At 65.6% G+C, this 14,817-nt stretch carries 19 protein-coding genes; 9 read left to right on the top strand and 10 right to left on the bottom strand.

From position 1 onward, the window contains the following. Positions 1–86 precede the first annotated feature (86 nt). Entirely contained in the window at positions 87–1,247 is a 1,161-nt protein-coding gene (locus N6C22_RS08195; RefSeq protein ID WP_261650615.1) for a S9 family peptidase, read from the top strand. A gap of 72 nt (positions 1,248–1,319) precedes the next feature. Continuing rightward, positions 1,320–1,940, top strand: a complete 621-nt coding sequence (locus tag N6C22_RS08190; protein ID WP_261650614.1) for a GNAT family N-acetyltransferase — start codon at positions 1,320–1,322, stop codon at positions 1,938–1,940. A 20-nt stretch (positions 1,941–1,960) separates the two neighbouring features. On the opposite strand, the gene N6C22_RS08185 is transcribed toward N6C22_RS08190, so the two are convergent. Then, the gene (locus N6C22_RS08185) at positions 1,961–2,278 is read right to left on the bottom strand and encodes a hypothetical protein (protein ID WP_261650613.1); all 318 of its coding nucleotides are present in this window, start codon (positions 2,276–2,278) and stop codon (positions 1,961–1,963) included. Positions 2,279–2,349: 71 nt separating this feature from the next. On the opposite strand from N6C22_RS08185, the gene N6C22_RS08180 reads away from it, so the two are divergent. Continuing rightward, on the top strand, positions 2,350–2,643 hold the full coding sequence (locus tag N6C22_RS08180; protein WP_261650612.1) for a hypothetical protein: 294 nt from the start codon (positions 2,350–2,352) through the stop codon (positions 2,641–2,643). Between the two features lie 75 nt (positions 2,644–2,718). Continuing rightward, positions 2,719–4,401 (top strand): methylmalonyl-CoA mutase, encoded by a 1,683-nt coding sequence (locus N6C22_RS08175; protein WP_261650611.1) that lies wholly within the window; start codon positions 2,719–2,721, stop codon positions 4,399–4,401. A gap of 20 nt (positions 4,402–4,421) precedes the next feature. On the opposite strand, the gene N6C22_RS08170 is transcribed toward N6C22_RS08175, so the two are convergent. The 4 genes from N6C22_RS08170 to N6C22_RS08155 all read right to left on the bottom strand — a co-directional run bounded on the left by N6C22_RS08170 (position 4,422) and on the right by N6C22_RS08155 (position 7,202). Further along, positions 4,422–4,736: a YbjQ family protein gene (locus N6C22_RS08170; protein ID WP_261650610.1), complete on the bottom strand. Its 315-nt coding sequence runs from the start codon at positions 4,734–4,736 to the stop codon at positions 4,422–4,424. A gap of 72 nt (positions 4,737–4,808) precedes the next feature. Next, positions 4,809–5,684 (bottom strand): hypothetical protein, encoded by an 876-nt coding sequence (locus N6C22_RS08165; protein ID WP_261650609.1) that lies wholly within the window; start codon positions 5,682–5,684, stop codon positions 4,809–4,811. 75 nt (positions 5,685–5,759) lie between these two features. After that, the gene (locus tag N6C22_RS08160) at positions 5,760–6,866 is read right to left on the bottom strand and encodes an aminotransferase class V-fold PLP-dependent enzyme (RefSeq protein WP_261650608.1); all 1,107 of its coding nucleotides are present in this window, start codon (positions 6,864–6,866) and stop codon (positions 5,760–5,762) included. Positions 6,867–6,962: 96 nt separating this feature from the next. Further along, complete coding sequence (locus N6C22_RS08155) at positions 6,963–7,202, bottom strand: DUF2892 domain-containing protein (protein ID WP_261650607.1); 240 nt, start codon at positions 7,200–7,202, stop codon at positions 6,963–6,965. A gap of 165 nt (positions 7,203–7,367) precedes the next feature. Here N6C22_RS08155 and mce point away from each other — a divergent pair, with 165 nt between their 5' ends. Next, the gene (mce, locus tag N6C22_RS08150; protein WP_261650606.1) at positions 7,368–7,754 is read left to right on the top strand and encodes a methylmalonyl-CoA epimerase; all 387 of its coding nucleotides are present in this window, start codon (positions 7,368–7,370) and stop codon (positions 7,752–7,754) included. Here mce and N6C22_RS08145 read toward each other — a convergent pair. From N6C22_RS08145 to N6C22_RS08135, 3 genes are read right to left on the bottom strand one after another with little or no spacing between them, the layout of a single operon-like run. Next, positions 7,751–8,245, bottom strand: a complete 495-nt coding sequence (locus N6C22_RS08145) for an NUDIX domain-containing protein (protein ID WP_261650605.1) — start codon at positions 8,243–8,245, stop codon at positions 7,751–7,753. The genes mce and N6C22_RS08145 overlap by 4 nt on opposite strands. Further along, positions 8,242–8,862 carry an NUDIX domain-containing protein gene (locus N6C22_RS08140; protein WP_261650604.1) on the bottom strand — a complete coding sequence of 207 codons (621 nt, stop codon included), beginning with the start codon at positions 8,860–8,862 and terminating at the stop codon, positions 8,242–8,244. Before N6C22_RS08140 ends, N6C22_RS08145 begins: the two co-directional genes overlap by 4 nt. 50 nt (positions 8,863–8,912) lie before the next feature. Next, the gene (locus N6C22_RS08135) at positions 8,913–9,527 is read right to left on the bottom strand and encodes an NUDIX domain-containing protein (protein ID WP_261650603.1); all 615 of its coding nucleotides are present in this window, start codon (positions 9,525–9,527) and stop codon (positions 8,913–8,915) included. Positions 9,528–9,691: 164 nt separating this feature from the next. Here N6C22_RS08135 and N6C22_RS08130 point away from each other — a divergent pair, with 164 nt between their 5' ends. Next, positions 9,692–9,853 (top strand): NAD(P)H-binding protein, encoded by a 162-nt coding sequence (locus N6C22_RS08130; RefSeq protein WP_261650602.1) that lies wholly within the window; start codon positions 9,692–9,694, stop codon positions 9,851–9,853. 84 nt (positions 9,854–9,937) lie between these two features. Then, positions 9,938–10,357 carry a VOC family protein gene (locus N6C22_RS08125; RefSeq protein ID WP_261650601.1) on the top strand — a complete coding sequence of 140 codons (420 nt, stop codon included), beginning with the start codon at positions 9,938–9,940 and terminating at the stop codon, positions 10,355–10,357. A gap of 36 nt (positions 10,358–10,393) precedes the next feature. Here N6C22_RS08125 and N6C22_RS08120 read toward each other — a convergent pair whose 3' ends face one another. Together N6C22_RS08120 and N6C22_RS08115 are read right to left on the bottom strand one after the other, a co-directional pair. After that, entirely contained in the window at positions 10,394–11,275 is an 882-nt protein-coding gene (locus N6C22_RS08120) for a hypothetical protein (RefSeq protein ID WP_261650600.1), read from the bottom strand. Between the two features lie 141 nt (positions 11,276–11,416). Then, the gene (locus N6C22_RS08115) at positions 11,417–12,055 is read right to left on the bottom strand and encodes an FAD-dependent oxidoreductase (protein ID WP_261650599.1); all 639 of its coding nucleotides are present in this window, start codon (positions 12,053–12,055) and stop codon (positions 11,417–11,419) included. 101 nt (positions 12,056–12,156) lie between these two features. On the opposite strand from N6C22_RS08115, the gene N6C22_RS08110 reads away from it, so the two are divergent. Beyond that, a complete protein-coding gene (locus tag N6C22_RS08110) occupies positions 12,157–13,908 on the top strand; it encodes a 2-oxoacid:acceptor oxidoreductase subunit alpha (protein WP_261650598.1) in 1,752 nt (583 codons plus the stop codon). Beyond that, complete coding sequence (locus N6C22_RS08105; protein ID WP_261650597.1) at positions 13,905–14,768, top strand: 2-oxoacid:ferredoxin oxidoreductase subunit beta; 864 nt, start codon at positions 13,905–13,907, stop codon at positions 14,766–14,768. Before N6C22_RS08110 ends, N6C22_RS08105 begins: the two co-directional genes overlap by 4 nt. Positions 14,769–14,817 lie beyond the last annotated feature (49 nt).

Here is a 14,817-nt window from a genome sequence, read left to right as displayed (position 1 = left end):
GGTGACAAAGAAATTGCCCTCTTCTTTCGTGATGCTTTCCGCCCTCGGTCGTGACCCTTACCCCGTTGGCGGGCCACCGAACCAGCATGCCTGAACTCTCGCTCCCCGACGAAACGCGCGTTGGCGAGCCCCTGCCGATCCAGCTCTCCGGCGGTCCCACCATGGACGAGGTGTCGGTCCGACTCACCGTCACCGACGACGCCGGCCGGGAGTTGAACGCACAGACCATCTACCGGACGACCACCGACGGCGACCTCGACACCACGAAAGCGAACGTCGTCCGCGGGCCGGACATCGGTGGCCGGCTGCCCCTCTCGCAGGTCCGGCCCGAGGAGGAGTACCAGTTCCCCTATGCCATCTTCGACGAGTCCGAGCAGGTCTCCATCGCGGTCTCGGCGAAGGTCGACGACGAGATGTACCGCGGCGACACCACCCGGACGCTGGTCGATTCCGGCGTGACAGTCGACTCCCTGGGAGCCGACGACGCCGATTCTGACCTCTTCCGCCCGCCGGGTGACGGCCCGCATCCGGGTGCGGTCTTCCTATCCGGCGGCGACGACATCGACCAGGCTCGTCAGGTCGAGATGCTCGCGACGGCCGGAGTCGCCGTGCTGGTGCCGGACCACCACGACGACGAATCGGCCGACCTCTCCCTGGCATCTGTCACGCAGGCGGTCGACCAGTTGGCTGCCCGCGACGACGTGCAGACCCCGGTCTCGCTGTTCGGGGCTGGCCGTGGGACCGAGGCCGCCGCACTCGTCGGTGCCAGCCACGACGCCGTCGACACGGTCGCCGGCTACGCACCCTCGGCGTACGCCTTCCCCGGCATCGACGGTGCAGCGGAGTTCGTGTCGCCCATCTCGCTCCCCGACGAGGAGAGCGAATCCGGGGACGACGACGGCCCAGCGCCCAGCCGCTTCCAGCGCGCCATCGACGAGGCCGACTTCGAATCGATGGAGGCGGCCGCGCTTCCCTGGGCCGACATCGAGACCGTGACCGTCGTCTCCGGCGGCCACGACACCGTCTGGCCCGCGACCGCCTTCTGCGAGCGCATCACCATGTGGCGCGACCAGGCGGACCGCGACACGACCCACGTCGACCACCCCGATGGCGGTCACGGCATCGTCGAACCGTACCACGACTACCGCGAGCGCGTGGCTGGCTTCGGCGGGTCCGCACTGGGCGATGCCGAGGCCGCAATCGACGCCTGGCCCGTCGTGCTCGACACGCTTCGAGCCGACCGATAACGGGCCGTCGTCCCCTAACCAGCCACCAGTCTGGGGACAAATCCTATGCCCTTCGGGAAGCTACCAACTACCATGTACGTCCGGGACGCGAAAAACAGGGACGAGGTCTGGTTGCTCGACCGCATCGAGGAGATGGGTCTGGACGACACAGCGTTCCGGTCCCGCGACTACGTCATCGCTGTGGACGAAGAGTCCGGGTCGAAGGCTGGCTTCGGCCGCATCCGGCTCCACACGACCGACGAGGGTGACCGGAAACAGAGCGGCCGCCGAGAGGTCGAGGCCGCCGAGGACATCTGTGAACTGACCAGTATCGGCGTCCTCGACGGCTGGAAAGAGCAGGGTGTCGGTGCCCACGTCATCGAGCGACTCATCGAGTACGCTCGCGACCAGGGCTTCGAGACGGTGTACTCGCTGACCGACGAGGGCGGGTACCTCGCCCAGTTCGGCTTCACCGCCATCGCAGAGGACGAGCTTCCGCCGGTTCTCCAGGAACGGCTCTCGGAGAAACGTGAGGAGACCGCGCCGAACGCCCGCCCGATGACGCTTGGAATCGACGAGTTCTCCATGCCCGACCGGCTCCGCGAGCGGTTCAAGCAGGCGTCGAAGGCCGAAGTAGTCCCCGACGAGGTCTCACCGGAGGACTTCGGTATCGACAGCGAGACGGCGACCTACAAGTACGACACTGGAAGTTAGAACGGGAACGGAACCGCGAATCAGGCGTCTTCGACCGCATTTTTCGGCTCTTCATCCTCCGCGTAGTCGTAGTTCTTGTTGTCGCTGACGAACCCGTACTTGAACGCGATCCAGCCGATGAAACTGATGGCGAGGATGGGCGGGAGTATCATGAACCCCCAGAGCGGGTTGAGGCCCCAGCCAAGGAGCAAGACGACGTCCGCGAGCCCGAGGAGCAAGAACGGGAGGATGAACAGGAACGCCTGCTTGCGTGAGACCTCGTCGTCGTCGTCGGGAATCGGTGCGCCAGCCTGTCCCGAGCCGGCCTCCCCGTCCTCGTCCGGTAGTGGCGCATCCATGGCCGGTTCTGGGGCTCGAACCGCCAAAAAGTACCCGATACCGGTTTGGGTTTCGACGGCGAAACTACAGTATGGGAGCCCAGACCGAAGAGACCGACACGAAACAGATGTGGCTGGTCGAACGGACCTACTCGGACGACGAGCAGAACATCGTCATCCTCGTCTACGCCAGCGAAGACGGACAGTTCTACCATCGCCGCGAGCGCGCCCTGACGAGTTTCACCGGCGAGCATCGGGTGACACACGCCGCCCTCGACGTTCCGGCGAGCAAGTACGGGCCGGTCACGGACCCCGACGAGCGCGAGCAGTACGCGACCGAAGCGAAGCGGATGGCGGCCACGCACGACCCCGACGACCAGGTCTGACCGGCGTCGGTGAACGCTCGGGGATATCACGGACGTTCGTGAACAGTTAAGGCCGGGGTGGCCCTCGGTTTTCCTATGTTCGACGAGGACGACCTCGACGCGATTCGCTCCGGGAAATCGGAGTGGGAGACCGACTCGGTCGACCCGGTTGTCGACCGCTTCGGCGAGCGCAAAGAGGAGTTCACCACAGATACGGGGGGCCAGACGGTCGACCGACTCTACACGCCGGACGACGTGGCAGAGCTGGACTACGACGAGGACCTCGGGTTCCCCGGGCAGGACCCGTACACCCGGGGGGTCTACTCCACGGGATACCGCGGTCGCCTCTGGACGATGCGCCAGTACGCCGGGTTCGGGACGCCTGACGAGACCAACGAGCGGTTTCACTACCTGCTCGACCAGGGCCAGACCGGGCTCTCGATGGCGTTCGACCTGCCCACCCAGATGGGCTACTCCTCCGACGACGCCATGTCCGCGGGCGAGGTCGGCAAGTCCGGCGTCGCCATCGACACGCTGGAGGACATGGAGACAGTGTTCGACGGCATCCCGCTCGACGAGGTCTCGACCTCGATGACCATCAACGCCCCTGCCTCGGTCCTCCTCGCGATGTACATCGCCGTCGGCGACAAGCAGGGCGTCGACCGCGAGGAGCTTCGCGGGACCATCCAGAACGACGTGCTCAAGGAGTACATCGCCCGGAACACGTACATCTACCCGCCCGAGCCGTCGATGCGCATCATCACGGACATCTTCGAGTTCTGCGCCGACGAGACGCCGAAGTTCAACACCATCTCCATCTCCGGCTACCACGTCCGCGAGGCCGGCTCGACGGCGGCCCAGGAACTCGCGTTCACCCTCGGCGACGGCATCGAGTACGTCGAAGCCGCGCTCGACGCCGGACTGGACGTCGACGAGTTCGCCCCCCAGCTCTCCTTCTTCTTCAACGCGCACAACAACATCCTGGAGGAGGTCGCGAAGTTCCGCGCCGCCCGGCGCATGTGGGCCACGATAATGGAGGAGCGCTTCGACGCCGAGAACCCGAAATCGAAGCAGCTCAAGTTCCACACCCAGACCGCCGGCTCGACCCTGACCGCCCAGCAGATAGAGAACAACGTCGTCCGCGTCGCCTACCAGGCCCTGGCTGCCGTTCTGGGCGGTACCCAGAGCCTGCACACCAACGGGAAGGACGAGGCCCTCGCCCTGCCCACCGAGAAGTCCGTCAGGACCGCCCTGCGCACCCAGCAGATACTTGCCCACGAGTCCGGTGCGGCGGACACCATCGACCCCCTCGCCGGCAGCTACTACGTCGAGGCGCTCACCGACCAGCTGGAGGAGGAGGCGTTCGACATCATCGAGACGGTCGACGAGAAGGGCGGGATGCTCCAGGCTGTCGAGAACCAGTGGGTCCAGCGCCAGATTCAGGACACCGCGTTCGACCGCCAGCAGGAGATCGAATCGGGCGAGCGCATCATCGTCGGCGTCAACGAGTTCGAGGTCGACGAGGAGCCCGAGATGGACATCCAGGAGGTCACCGAGGAGGACGAACAGCGCCAGATTCGCCGCCTCGAAGACGTCCGTGAGGCTCGCGACGACGAGAAGCTCGACGCGAAACTGGAGGCGCTCCGGCAAGCCTGCGAAGGTGACGAGAACGTCATGCCGTACATCGTCGATGCCGTGAAGGCGTACGGGACGGTCGGCGAGGTCTGTAACGTGATGCGGGACGTGTTCGGGGAGTACCGCCCCGGCGGCACGGTCTGAGAGAGGGCAGTTTGGGCGGCCTACCGGAGCGTCACGGCCGTCCCGTACGCGAGAATCTCGGCACCGCCCTGCGTTATCTCGGAGGTTTCGAACCGAACGTTGACCACGGCATCCGCACCCATCTCTCGGGCGTCGGCCTCCATGCGTTCGAGCGCCTCGTCGCGCGCTTTCGTCATCAGTTTCGAGTATCCCTTCAACTCGCCACCGACGAGGTTCTTGAGCCCGGCCCCGATGTCGGAGCCGAGGCCGCGGGACTGGACGGTGCTCCCCTGTGCGACGCCGAGGACGCGGTCGATATCGGCCCCCGGAACCGTCTCTGTCGTGGTTATCTGCATGCCCGATATAAAATTCAGTAATCTTATAGTTTTTGTGGTGGGCCCTTCACATGGGTAGGTTATCCAAACTCCTCAGTTCGACATATCCCGTGTCACTTCTGCGGCGAGGTGTTGGCTCCCGCCGGCAACGAGATGGAACACACGCACGACCGACGGCAGGTCGTGCTCGAACGCGACGGTGGCCTCGTACGCCGTGACCGCAATCGGGTCGCTATCGGGACAGGTTGCGTCTCCGTCCGGGGACGAACACGACCCGTCGCCCGCGGGCGCAACGACCACGTCGAGGCTGTCCGGTTCTTCTCGGTAGACCACCGAGTCGAGCGAGAGTGTGTCGCATCGGGCTTTCCAGAAGAAGTCCCCCGTGATGCCGATGCCGTCGGGTCCGAAGGCGACCCGGGCGCTGCTCGCGCCCTCCCGCCGACAGCTGGTACCCGTGACCGCGATGCTGTGGTCGGCGGGTGTCGGGGAGGGGCACACTGTGGCAGGTCCGACGCCGCGGACCTCGATTGCGTCGTCGGCCGGCACAGAGACGATGGCGGCCTGCTCGTTGCAGTCGAAGTGGTCGGGCTCGAAGAAGAACGTCTGCAGTTCGGGGGTTCCGGGACGACCGATGCGAACCATGTACTCCGAGGGACCGTTGAGGACGATGCTGGCGTACTCGTCCGGTTGGACGGACACGGTCGTCGCGTGCTCGTCGATGGACAGCCCATCGACTGACAGTTCGAACGTCTGCGGGTCGGGAGCGACGTTCCGAACGTGGATACGGTGGGGCTGGTTGTTCGCAGGGAACGCAACCGACTCGCGTGACCCGACAGAGAGCGTCTCGACCGGGCTATCGGCGGCCGGGTCGAACGAGGAGCGGTCCCTGTCCTGCGAGCCGAGACAGCCCGCGAGTACGCCAGCGCCGATGCCGCCTGCGACCGTTGAGAGGAGGGCACGTCGTCGCACAGTCGCCTCGACTCGCTCACCAAATAAAACAGGTCCGAAGACTGAAACGAGAGTTTGGCTCTGTCGCCCGCCCGCTCAGAGCGCGTCCAGCAGTGCATCAACGTCGTCACGCGTGTTGAACACGTGCAGCGACGCCCGGACGACGTTCGCGGTCGGGATGGACCGAATCTTGATACCCTGTTCGGCAACCTGCTCGACCGTCGCCTCGGGGTCGGGGTCCGAGAACGACACCAGCCCGGAGTGGTACTCGCGGGGCGACACCAGGCGGTCCTCGCCGAGTTCGGCCTTGAAATAGTCCGTGAGGTCGGCGATGTGGTCCTCGATGGTGTCCATCCCGATGTCCTCCATCATCTCGATGGCTTCCTGCAAGCCGGCGTACGGGGCCGGCGCGACCGTCCCGAACTCGAATCGCTTCGCGCCCGGCGCGTACTCGTAGGGGTCGGCGTAGGGGTCCTCCAGGTTCCGGTAGCCCAGCTGGGCCGGTTCGAGCGTCTCCGCGAAGTCCTGCTCGACGAACAGGTAGCCCGCGCCCCACGGCCCGAGCAGCCACTTGTGGGCCGACCCGGCGACGGCGTCGGCACCCCACTCGTGCACGTCGAAGGCGTGCTGGCCGGTCGACTGGACCGCGTCCACCAGCACCCGGGCCCCGGCGTCGTGGGCGATGTCGACAAGGTCGCTGACCGGTGCGAGCACGCCGGAGGTCCAACAGATGGAGGAGAACGTGGCGAGCGTGGCCCCCTCGACCGCTTCTTTCCACTCCTCGCGGGGGATTCGGCCGTCGTCAGTCTCGACGACGCGGACCTCGACGCCGTACTCGTCGCGCAGGCGTCGCCAGGGGAGGATACCCGCCGCGTGTTCCGCGTCGGTCCGGACGATGACGTCGTCGGAGTCCCAGTCCATCGCGAGCGGGAGGCGACTGATTCCATCCGTGGTGCTCCCGGTGAGGGCGACCTCTTCGGGGCGCGACCCGATGTGACCGGCGACGGTCTCGCGCACGTCGTCGAACAGGTCGAACGCGGGCATGTACATCCCCTCGCCGGCGGGGGATTCGAACTCGTGGAACTCGTACCACGATTCGACCGCGTCGGTGACGCGGCGAGGACTCGGGCCGCTCGCGCCGGTGTTCAGGTAGACTGTTCGGTCGAGGACGGGCATGTCGTCGCGGAGGTCGGAGGGGTGCATGTGGTGAGGTGTGTAGCGTGGATAGGTGTGTGTTTCTGCTCGTGGTGGTCGGAGAACAGGACGTGCTGAGGAGTCGGGTGCGAGACGGTCAGTGCCTCACTGCCCGCGGCGGAGGGTCCGCATCCCGATGAGCCCGTAGGCCGGACAGGACTGCGTGTAGCCGGTGACGAGCATGACGAGCCCGACGACCGCCAGGAGCAACGGAGCCACGACCGTGGCGACGGTGCCGCTGCCGAGGCTGACGACGCCAGCAGCGACGACGGCGGCTGCGACGAGGAGTACTGCACCGAGTGCGAGGCGGACGAGCCGATCTGTGGAGCCGACATTGCGTTCCATAGCAGTAATATTGCACGCAAAGCCCATAAATGTGCAAGACCATTCCCGTCCACCGAGAACGTCGGCCAGGTGGTGACCGAAAACAGACAGCCGACTGCTGGTCCTGCTGTATCGCGCTAGCGCAGATTCTGTACCTTCTTGGTCCCTCGACGTGTCGGTCCTCGTATGCACTTCGACCACGCCGGCATCGCGACCGACGATGCCACCTCGATGGCCGCGCTGTACGCCGATCTGTTCGGGTTCGACGTGGCACACGAAGAGGAGTTCGACGGGATGCAGGTCGTCTTTCTCGACACTGGCAACGGCTACTTCGAACTGCTCGAACCGCTCTCGGACGAGGGCACTATCGCCCGCTACCTCGGGAACCGCGGCGCGGGCATCCACCACCTCGCGGTCGCCACCGACGATATCGAGGCGGCCCTCGAGACGGCCCGTGCGCACGACGTGCGGCTCATCGACGAGGAGCCGCGAACCGGTGCCTGGGGGCACGACGTGGCCTTCATGCACCCGAAGGACACCGGTGGCGTGTTGCTGGAGTTCGTCCAGCACTAACGGCGACGACGCGAGAACTGGGCGAGTGCCGGTTCCAGATGTCGGTTCACGTGCTCGGGTGGTGACTCGAACCACCGCGCTTCGTGGAGTTCTTCGGTCTGCACGTCCAGTGACGACTCTCGGGTCGTCCCGGCGAAGATGGCCCACTCGCCCGTGACCGTCTCGCCGTCGTGTTCGAGCGAGAACCGATTGATGGCGAGCAGGTCGGTGATGGTTACGTCGAGGCCGACCTCCTCGTCGGCCTCGCGGCGGGCCGTCGCTTCGAGCGACCCATCGTCCGGCTCGCAACTCCCGCCGACCACGTCCCAACCGTCGAAATCGTCCTTGACCCGGCAGAACAGCAGGCCGGTTTCGTTTTCAACGAGGACGCGACCGCCGCCGAGGATGCCGCGCTTTGCCTCTCGCCTGGCCGACGCGAACCGGTCCGCGTCGACCGCGAAGGTCTCCGTGTTGACCGGGCAGTCGTCCCAGTCGCGCGAGAAGGTCGTCACGAGTCGTCTCGCCTGGCCTCCCAGTACTCCGGCCAGAACTCGACGTTCGGGTGGATCTCGTCGGGGAGGGCAGCGAACCACGCCGCGCCGTTGAGTTCGCCCGGCTGGACGTCGATGCTGCCGCCGGTGTACCGACCGCCGAAGATGACGTAGGCGAGGTGGACCTCGTCCTCTCCCTCGGGATTCGCGACGACCACTCGGTCGACCGTCACCGGGCCGTGGACCTCGCACTCGACCCCCGTCTCTTCCTCGACCTCGCGAACCGCGGCGTCCTCGTATGTCTCACCGCTGCCCGGCTCGTCGGGGTCGAATCCCTCCAGACCCCCACCGGACGGTCCCCAATGGTTCGACCCGCGACCCATCCCGAGCAACACGCGCTCCTGGTCCCCGAAGGCGTCGTCGGGCATCGACTCGGTGAGGTCGTGTGCCTGCTCGGGTCTCCGGACGACCCAGGCGTAGGCGCCACCGATGTAGCCCTCCTCGGCGTACCCGCGGAGCTCGTCGAACTCGTCCATCGGGTCGTCGCGCCTGCGGCTCACGTGCACCTCCTCGTACGTCTCCTGCAGTCGCTCGATGCGGCGTGTCACCTCGTCGGCGTTGTATCGTGTGGGCGGCATGGACTTCGTGAGCAGTCTGTCAGCCGAAAAGAAACTATCGGTTTCCGCGGTCAGACCGGCCACTGGTCGGCCCGCCGCTGGGCGAAGTAGTGGAGGTTCGGCGGCAACTCGGCGAACCACGCCGCGCCGTTGAGCTGTTCGGGTTCGATGGCGACGCTCCCGTCGCGGTACTCGGCGTCGAAGACGACGTAGGCGAGGTGCACCTCGTCGTCGCTGTTCGGGTCCCCGACGACGGCCCAGTGGACGAACACGCACTCGGTGGGCTCGCACTCGATACCGGTCTCTTCGCGAACCGTCCGGCGCGCGGTCTCTTCGAAGCGTTCGCCACTGCCGGGCTGGGCCGGGTCGTACCCGTCCACTCCACCACCGGGGGGACACCAGCTGTCGCGCTCGCAGCCCATCCCGAGCAGGACGCGCTTTCGTTCCTTCCTGGCGTCCTCGCAGTCCTCGTTCTGTTGCCGGTCTCGACCGTCCGAACCGCTACCGGACCGGACCGTCCAGCAGTAGGCACCCCCGAGATACCCCTCCTCGGCGTGCTGGCGGAGCTCGTCGAACTGGTCCTGTGGCTCCTCCCGTTCGGTGACGACGGTCACGTCGTCGTACTCGTCCGTGAGACGACCGACACGTCTGGCGACCTCGTTCGCGTTGTAGCGGGCGGGCGGCATTACCTACTGTCGCACTCCGTGAACGACTTTGATGAAACTGTTGGCCTCCGTGCCCATCGTTCCCACACGACGTTCCGGTCTTCCGAGCTTCGAATCGGGCGCACTGATTGGGCTATCGTTAGTGACTCGACACCATCACGTCCAGCATAGATGACCCTGTCCTCGTGACCGGCGCGACCGGGACCGTCGGCTCGCCGCTGGTCGACGCCCTCCATGACCGGGGCGTTCAGGTCCGGGCGGCCGTCCGGAACCCCGCGATTGCGACCCTCCCTTCCGACGCCGAGGTCGTCGCCGACCACGCCGATGCGTTCGCACCGCGGCGCTGACGGCCAGCCGAACCCCGCCCCTCGCGGCGTGCTGACACCTGTCCTACCGAAACGGCGATATGTTGACGAGTCGTGTCGAGCAGCATGACAGACGACAGACCGGTGAAGGAGCTCGGTGAACTGGCCCTGCGCGTGGAGAACCTCGACGAGATGACCGAATTCTACCGCGACGTTGTCGGCCTGGAGGTGCTCCGACGCTTCGACGACTGCACCTTCTTCCGCCTGCGCGAGGGCTACGGCGGCCACACCCAGATCGTCGCGCTCTTCGACCGCGCAGGTGGCGACGAGTACGTCCCACCGGACCCGGCACGCACGACGGTCGACCACTTCGCGTTCACCATCGATCTCGCGGACTTCGAGACCGAACGCGACCGGCTCGAATCACTGGGTATCGAGCTCGACTTCGCCACCCACGAGTGGGTGTCGTGGCGGTCGCTCTACTTCTCAGACCCCGAAGAAAACCGTGTCGAGTTCGTCTGTTACGACGAGTCGGTCGGCGAGTGACCCATCATCACGGTTCGGTTCACTCTGTGGTTCGTCTCACTCCAGTTCGGTGTCGACCATCCGCGTCTTGCGCCCGTTGACCTCGTGGTCGACGACCACGCGCTTCGGGTAGGCGTTGCGGAACCGCATCCGCGACTGGTACGGGACGTGTCCGATACACTGGATACAGGCCGCATCGGCCGACTTCGTGGCACCGATGGTGACCGTCAACACGTCGTCCTTGAGTTCGGTCCCGGTGACCCTGGCGGTGTAACACGGGTTCGGCGTCAGCACGAGCCCGTCGACCACCACCTCCTCGTTCTCGCGGATGACCTCCGCATCTTCGAGGGTGCCACATCGACCGCTCTCGGCGGTGAGGGTCGTCTCGAGGAGTTCCGCTCCAGGACATCCCTTGCGGGTCGTCGCCGTGGTCGACTTGACCGTCCCCGTCGGCTCGACGCGGATGGTCGTGGTCGCGGTGTTGCAGTCGTAATCGGTGATCTTGGTCTGACCGCCGAACCGTCCCTCGACGTCGACGGCGACGACGTACTCCTTCGGCTGGTTCAGGGTTATCTCGAGCCAGCCGTTCGCCGGGTATTCACGGATCTGCCAGAGCTGCATGCGCTTACCGTCCCTGATCCGGACCCCGATGGTCCGCGGCTCGGGACTGTCGTTCCAGAGTCTGATCGTCCGTGCGACCTGGTTGTCCGGGAAGTCAACTCCGTCGCGCGTGCCGAGCGTCACGCGCGCGAACGGTTCACTCTCCGGGAACGTGCCGCCCCGTGGTTCGTGACCTGCCCTTCGTCCGTACCTGGACCGGTAGTAGCGCCGTCTGGCGTCGAACCGGTTGTTGCCGCGCCCCGTGGCTCCCCCAACGGAGCCAACAGCTGCGAGTGATGCGGTGCCACCGATTGCTGTGAGCAGTTGTCGGCGTCGCATAGTACCCTAATGGAATCCCTCATAAAAGACCATTAGGGTACCTGAAACGCCGAATTCAGCATTCTTTGAGTGGTAAGAAGCCCGATTTCTCGTTTAGAGAGTGCGAAAATCTGACCGGTGTCACCGGGAGGTAACCGGTCGTTACCCGAAGCTCTCGACGTGGGCCTCGTCGGGGTCGAGCCCAGCCTCCTCGAGCGCGTCCTGGACCAGCTCGCAGAAGTCCTGGAAACCGAAGACGTACAGTTCACCGCGGTCACTGGCGGCGACTACCGCGTCGCCGACCTCGGCGTCCGCGTCGTCGTCGAACACCTGTACCAGTGCTCCCGAGTCTTCGAGTTCGACCAGGCGGTCCTCGTGTGCCGGCTCGTCGTCCTGGTACACGACGGTCGCCTCGTGCCCGTGCTCGACCGCACGTTCTGCGATGGCGATCGCGGGGCCGATACCGGGCCCACCAGCGACGACGACCACGTCGCCCGCGTCGTCGTAGCTCACGTTGCCGAACGGTCCCTCGATGCGGACCTCCGTGCCCTCGTCGAGGTCGGCGAGCCACGGCGTGAGGTCGCCGTCGGGGTCGACGCCCACGGTTATCTCGAACGTCTCCCCGACCGTCGGCGACGACAGCGTGTAGTACCGGCTCAGTTCCTCACCGTCGACCTCGGCCCTGAGCAGCACGAATTGCCCGGGGAGCGCGTCGAATCCGTCGGGTGTCTCGAGGTCCAGTGCCACAGTGTCAGGACCGACCGTGCGAACGTCCCGCACAGCGACTGCCGTCTCGTCCATAATTCTAGTTATTACGTTCCTGAGTAAATTCCTTCCGTTCCGGCGCGTTTCCCCATGTTTCAGAACCCTTTTACTCCCACGAGGGGTACCCCCGCACCAACATGGCCGAGGACTTAAACTGGGCAATCGGCGGGGAGGCCGGAGACGGTATCGACTCCACCGGGAAGATTTTCGCCCAGGCACTGTCACGTGCTGGACGTCACGTATTCACCTCGAAGGACTTCGCATCGCGGATTCGCGGCGGCTACACAGCCTACAAGATCCGCACAGCAGTCGACCCCGTACAGAGCGTGGTCGACCGACTGGACCTGCTCGTCGCGCTCACGCAGCGCACCATCGACGAGAACCTCGACGAACTCCACGAGGACAGCGTCATCATCTACGACGGCGAGCGCTCGTGGGACGCCGAGTACCCCGACGAGATAACCGGCGTCGACGTACCGCTGAAATCCATCGCGGTGGACGCAGGTGGTGCCATCATGCGCAACGTCGTCGCACTCGGTGCCGCGTGTGAGATCACCAACTTCCCCATCGAGAACCTCGACGAGGCGCTCAAGAAGCGCTTCGGCTCGAAGGGCGAGAAGCTCGTCGAGAACAACAAGCAGGCGGCCCGCATGGGTGCGGAGTACGTCCGCGAGAACTACGACCTCGACACCGACTACGACCTCGACACCACGGACGAGGACTACGTCCTGCTCAACGGTGACGAGGCCATCGGGATGGGCGCAATCGCCGCCGGCTGTCGCTTCTACTCCGGCTACCCCATCACCCCCGCGACGGACGTGATGGAGTACCTCACCGGCCGCATCGAACAGTACGGCGGGCACGTCGTGCAGGCCGAAGACGAACTCTCCGCCATCAACATGGCACTGGGCGCGGCGCGCGCGGGTGCCCGTTCGATGACGGCGACCTCCGGTCCCGGTATCGACCTCATGGCCGAGACGTTCGGCCTCGTCGCCACCAGCGAGACCCCGCTGGTCATCGTCGACGTCATGCGCTCCGGTCCCTCGACCGGGATGCCGACCAAGCAGGAGCAGGCCGACATCAACATGGCCCTGTTCGGCGGCCACGGCGAGATTCCGCGCTTCGTTGTCGCCCCGACCACCATCGCCGAGTGTTTCTGGAAGACCGTCGAGGCGTTCAACTTCGCCGAGAAGTACCAGACGCCCGTCTACGTGCTCGCCGACCTCTCGCTCGCCGTCACCGAGCAGACGTTCACGCCGGACACGTTCGACATGGACGCCGTCGAGGTCGACCGCGGCAAGGTCGTCGACGACGACACCATCGACGAGTGGCTCGACGACGAGGGCCGCTTCACACCCCACGCCAACACCGAGGACGGCGTCTCGCCGCGCGCCTTCCCCGGAACGGCCCAGGGCGCTCACATGAGCACCGGCCTCGAACACGACGAACTCGGTCGCCGGACCGAGAGTACCGAGGTGCGCGTCGAACAGGTCGACAAGCGCAACCGCAAGGTCGAGACCGCGAAGGAACAGGAGAACTTCGACTACCGCGAGTTCGGGAACGAGGACGCCGACAACCTCGTCATCTCGTGGGGGTCGAACGAGGGCGCACTCGTCGAGGCGCTCGACTACCTCGAGGAAGACGGCGTCGACGTCCGCGTCCTCTCCGTCCCGTACATCTTCCCGCGCCCCGACCTCACCGAGGAGGTCGAGGCCGCAGACGAGGTCGTCGTCGTCGAGTGTAACGCGACCGGCCAGTTCGCGGACCTCATCGAACACGACGTGCTCCAGCGCGTCACCCGCATCAACAAGTACAACGGCGTCCGGTTCAAGGCGGACGAACTCGCTGCAGACATCAAGGACGCGATCTCCCAGGAGGCAGACCAATGAGCTCAGACGTTAGATTCACCGACTTCAAGTCCGACAAGCAGCCCACCTGGTGTCCCGGGTGTGGTGACTTCGGTACGATGAACGGCATGATGAAGGCACTGGCGAACACGGGCAACGACCCCGACAACACGTTCGTCGTCGCCGGTATCGGCTGTTCCGGTAAGATAGGCACCTACATGCACAGCTACGCGCTCCACGGCGTCCACGGCCGCGCGCTCCCCGTCGGCACGGGCGTCAAGCTCGCCAACCCCGACCTCGAAGTGATGGTCGCGGGTGGCGACGGTGACGGCTACTCCATCGGTGCCGGCCACTTCGTCCACGCCGTCCGCCGCAACCCCGACATGACCTACGTCGTCATGGACAACCGCATCTACGGGCTGACCAAGGGCCAGGCCTCCCCGACCTCGCGCTCGGACTTCGAGACGAGCACGACCCCGGAAGGGCCGCAGCAGCCCCCGGTCAACCCGCTCGCGCTCGCCCTCGCCGCCGGCGCGACGTTCATCGCCCAGTCGTTCAGCTCCGACGCGATGCGCCACGCCGAGATCATCCAGCAGGCCATCGAGCACGACGGCTTCGGCTTCGTCAACACGTTCAGCCCCTGCGTGACGTTCAACGACGTCGACACCTACGACTACTTCCGCGACTCCCTCGTCGACCTCAAGGAAGAGGGCCACGACCCGACCGACCGCGAGGCCGCGAAGAAGAAGATCCTCGAAGGCGACAAGGAGTACATGGGCGTCCTCTACCAGGACGAGGACTCCGTCCCGTACCACGAGGTCCACGGCGTCACCGAGAACATGTCCGAGATTCCGGACGGCGCGCCCGAGAACGCGATGGACTTAGTGAGAGAGTTCTACTAAGAGGACCTTTTTAGACCTCGGGTTTCCTCGGGTCTCACTTCGTTCGACC

This window comes from Haloarchaeobius sp. HME9146 (genome assembly GCF_025399835.1).
GTDB lineage: Archaea > Halobacteriota > Halobacteria > Halobacteriales > Natrialbaceae > Haloarchaeobius.
This window is presented reverse-complemented; position numbering and strand designations above follow the sequence as displayed.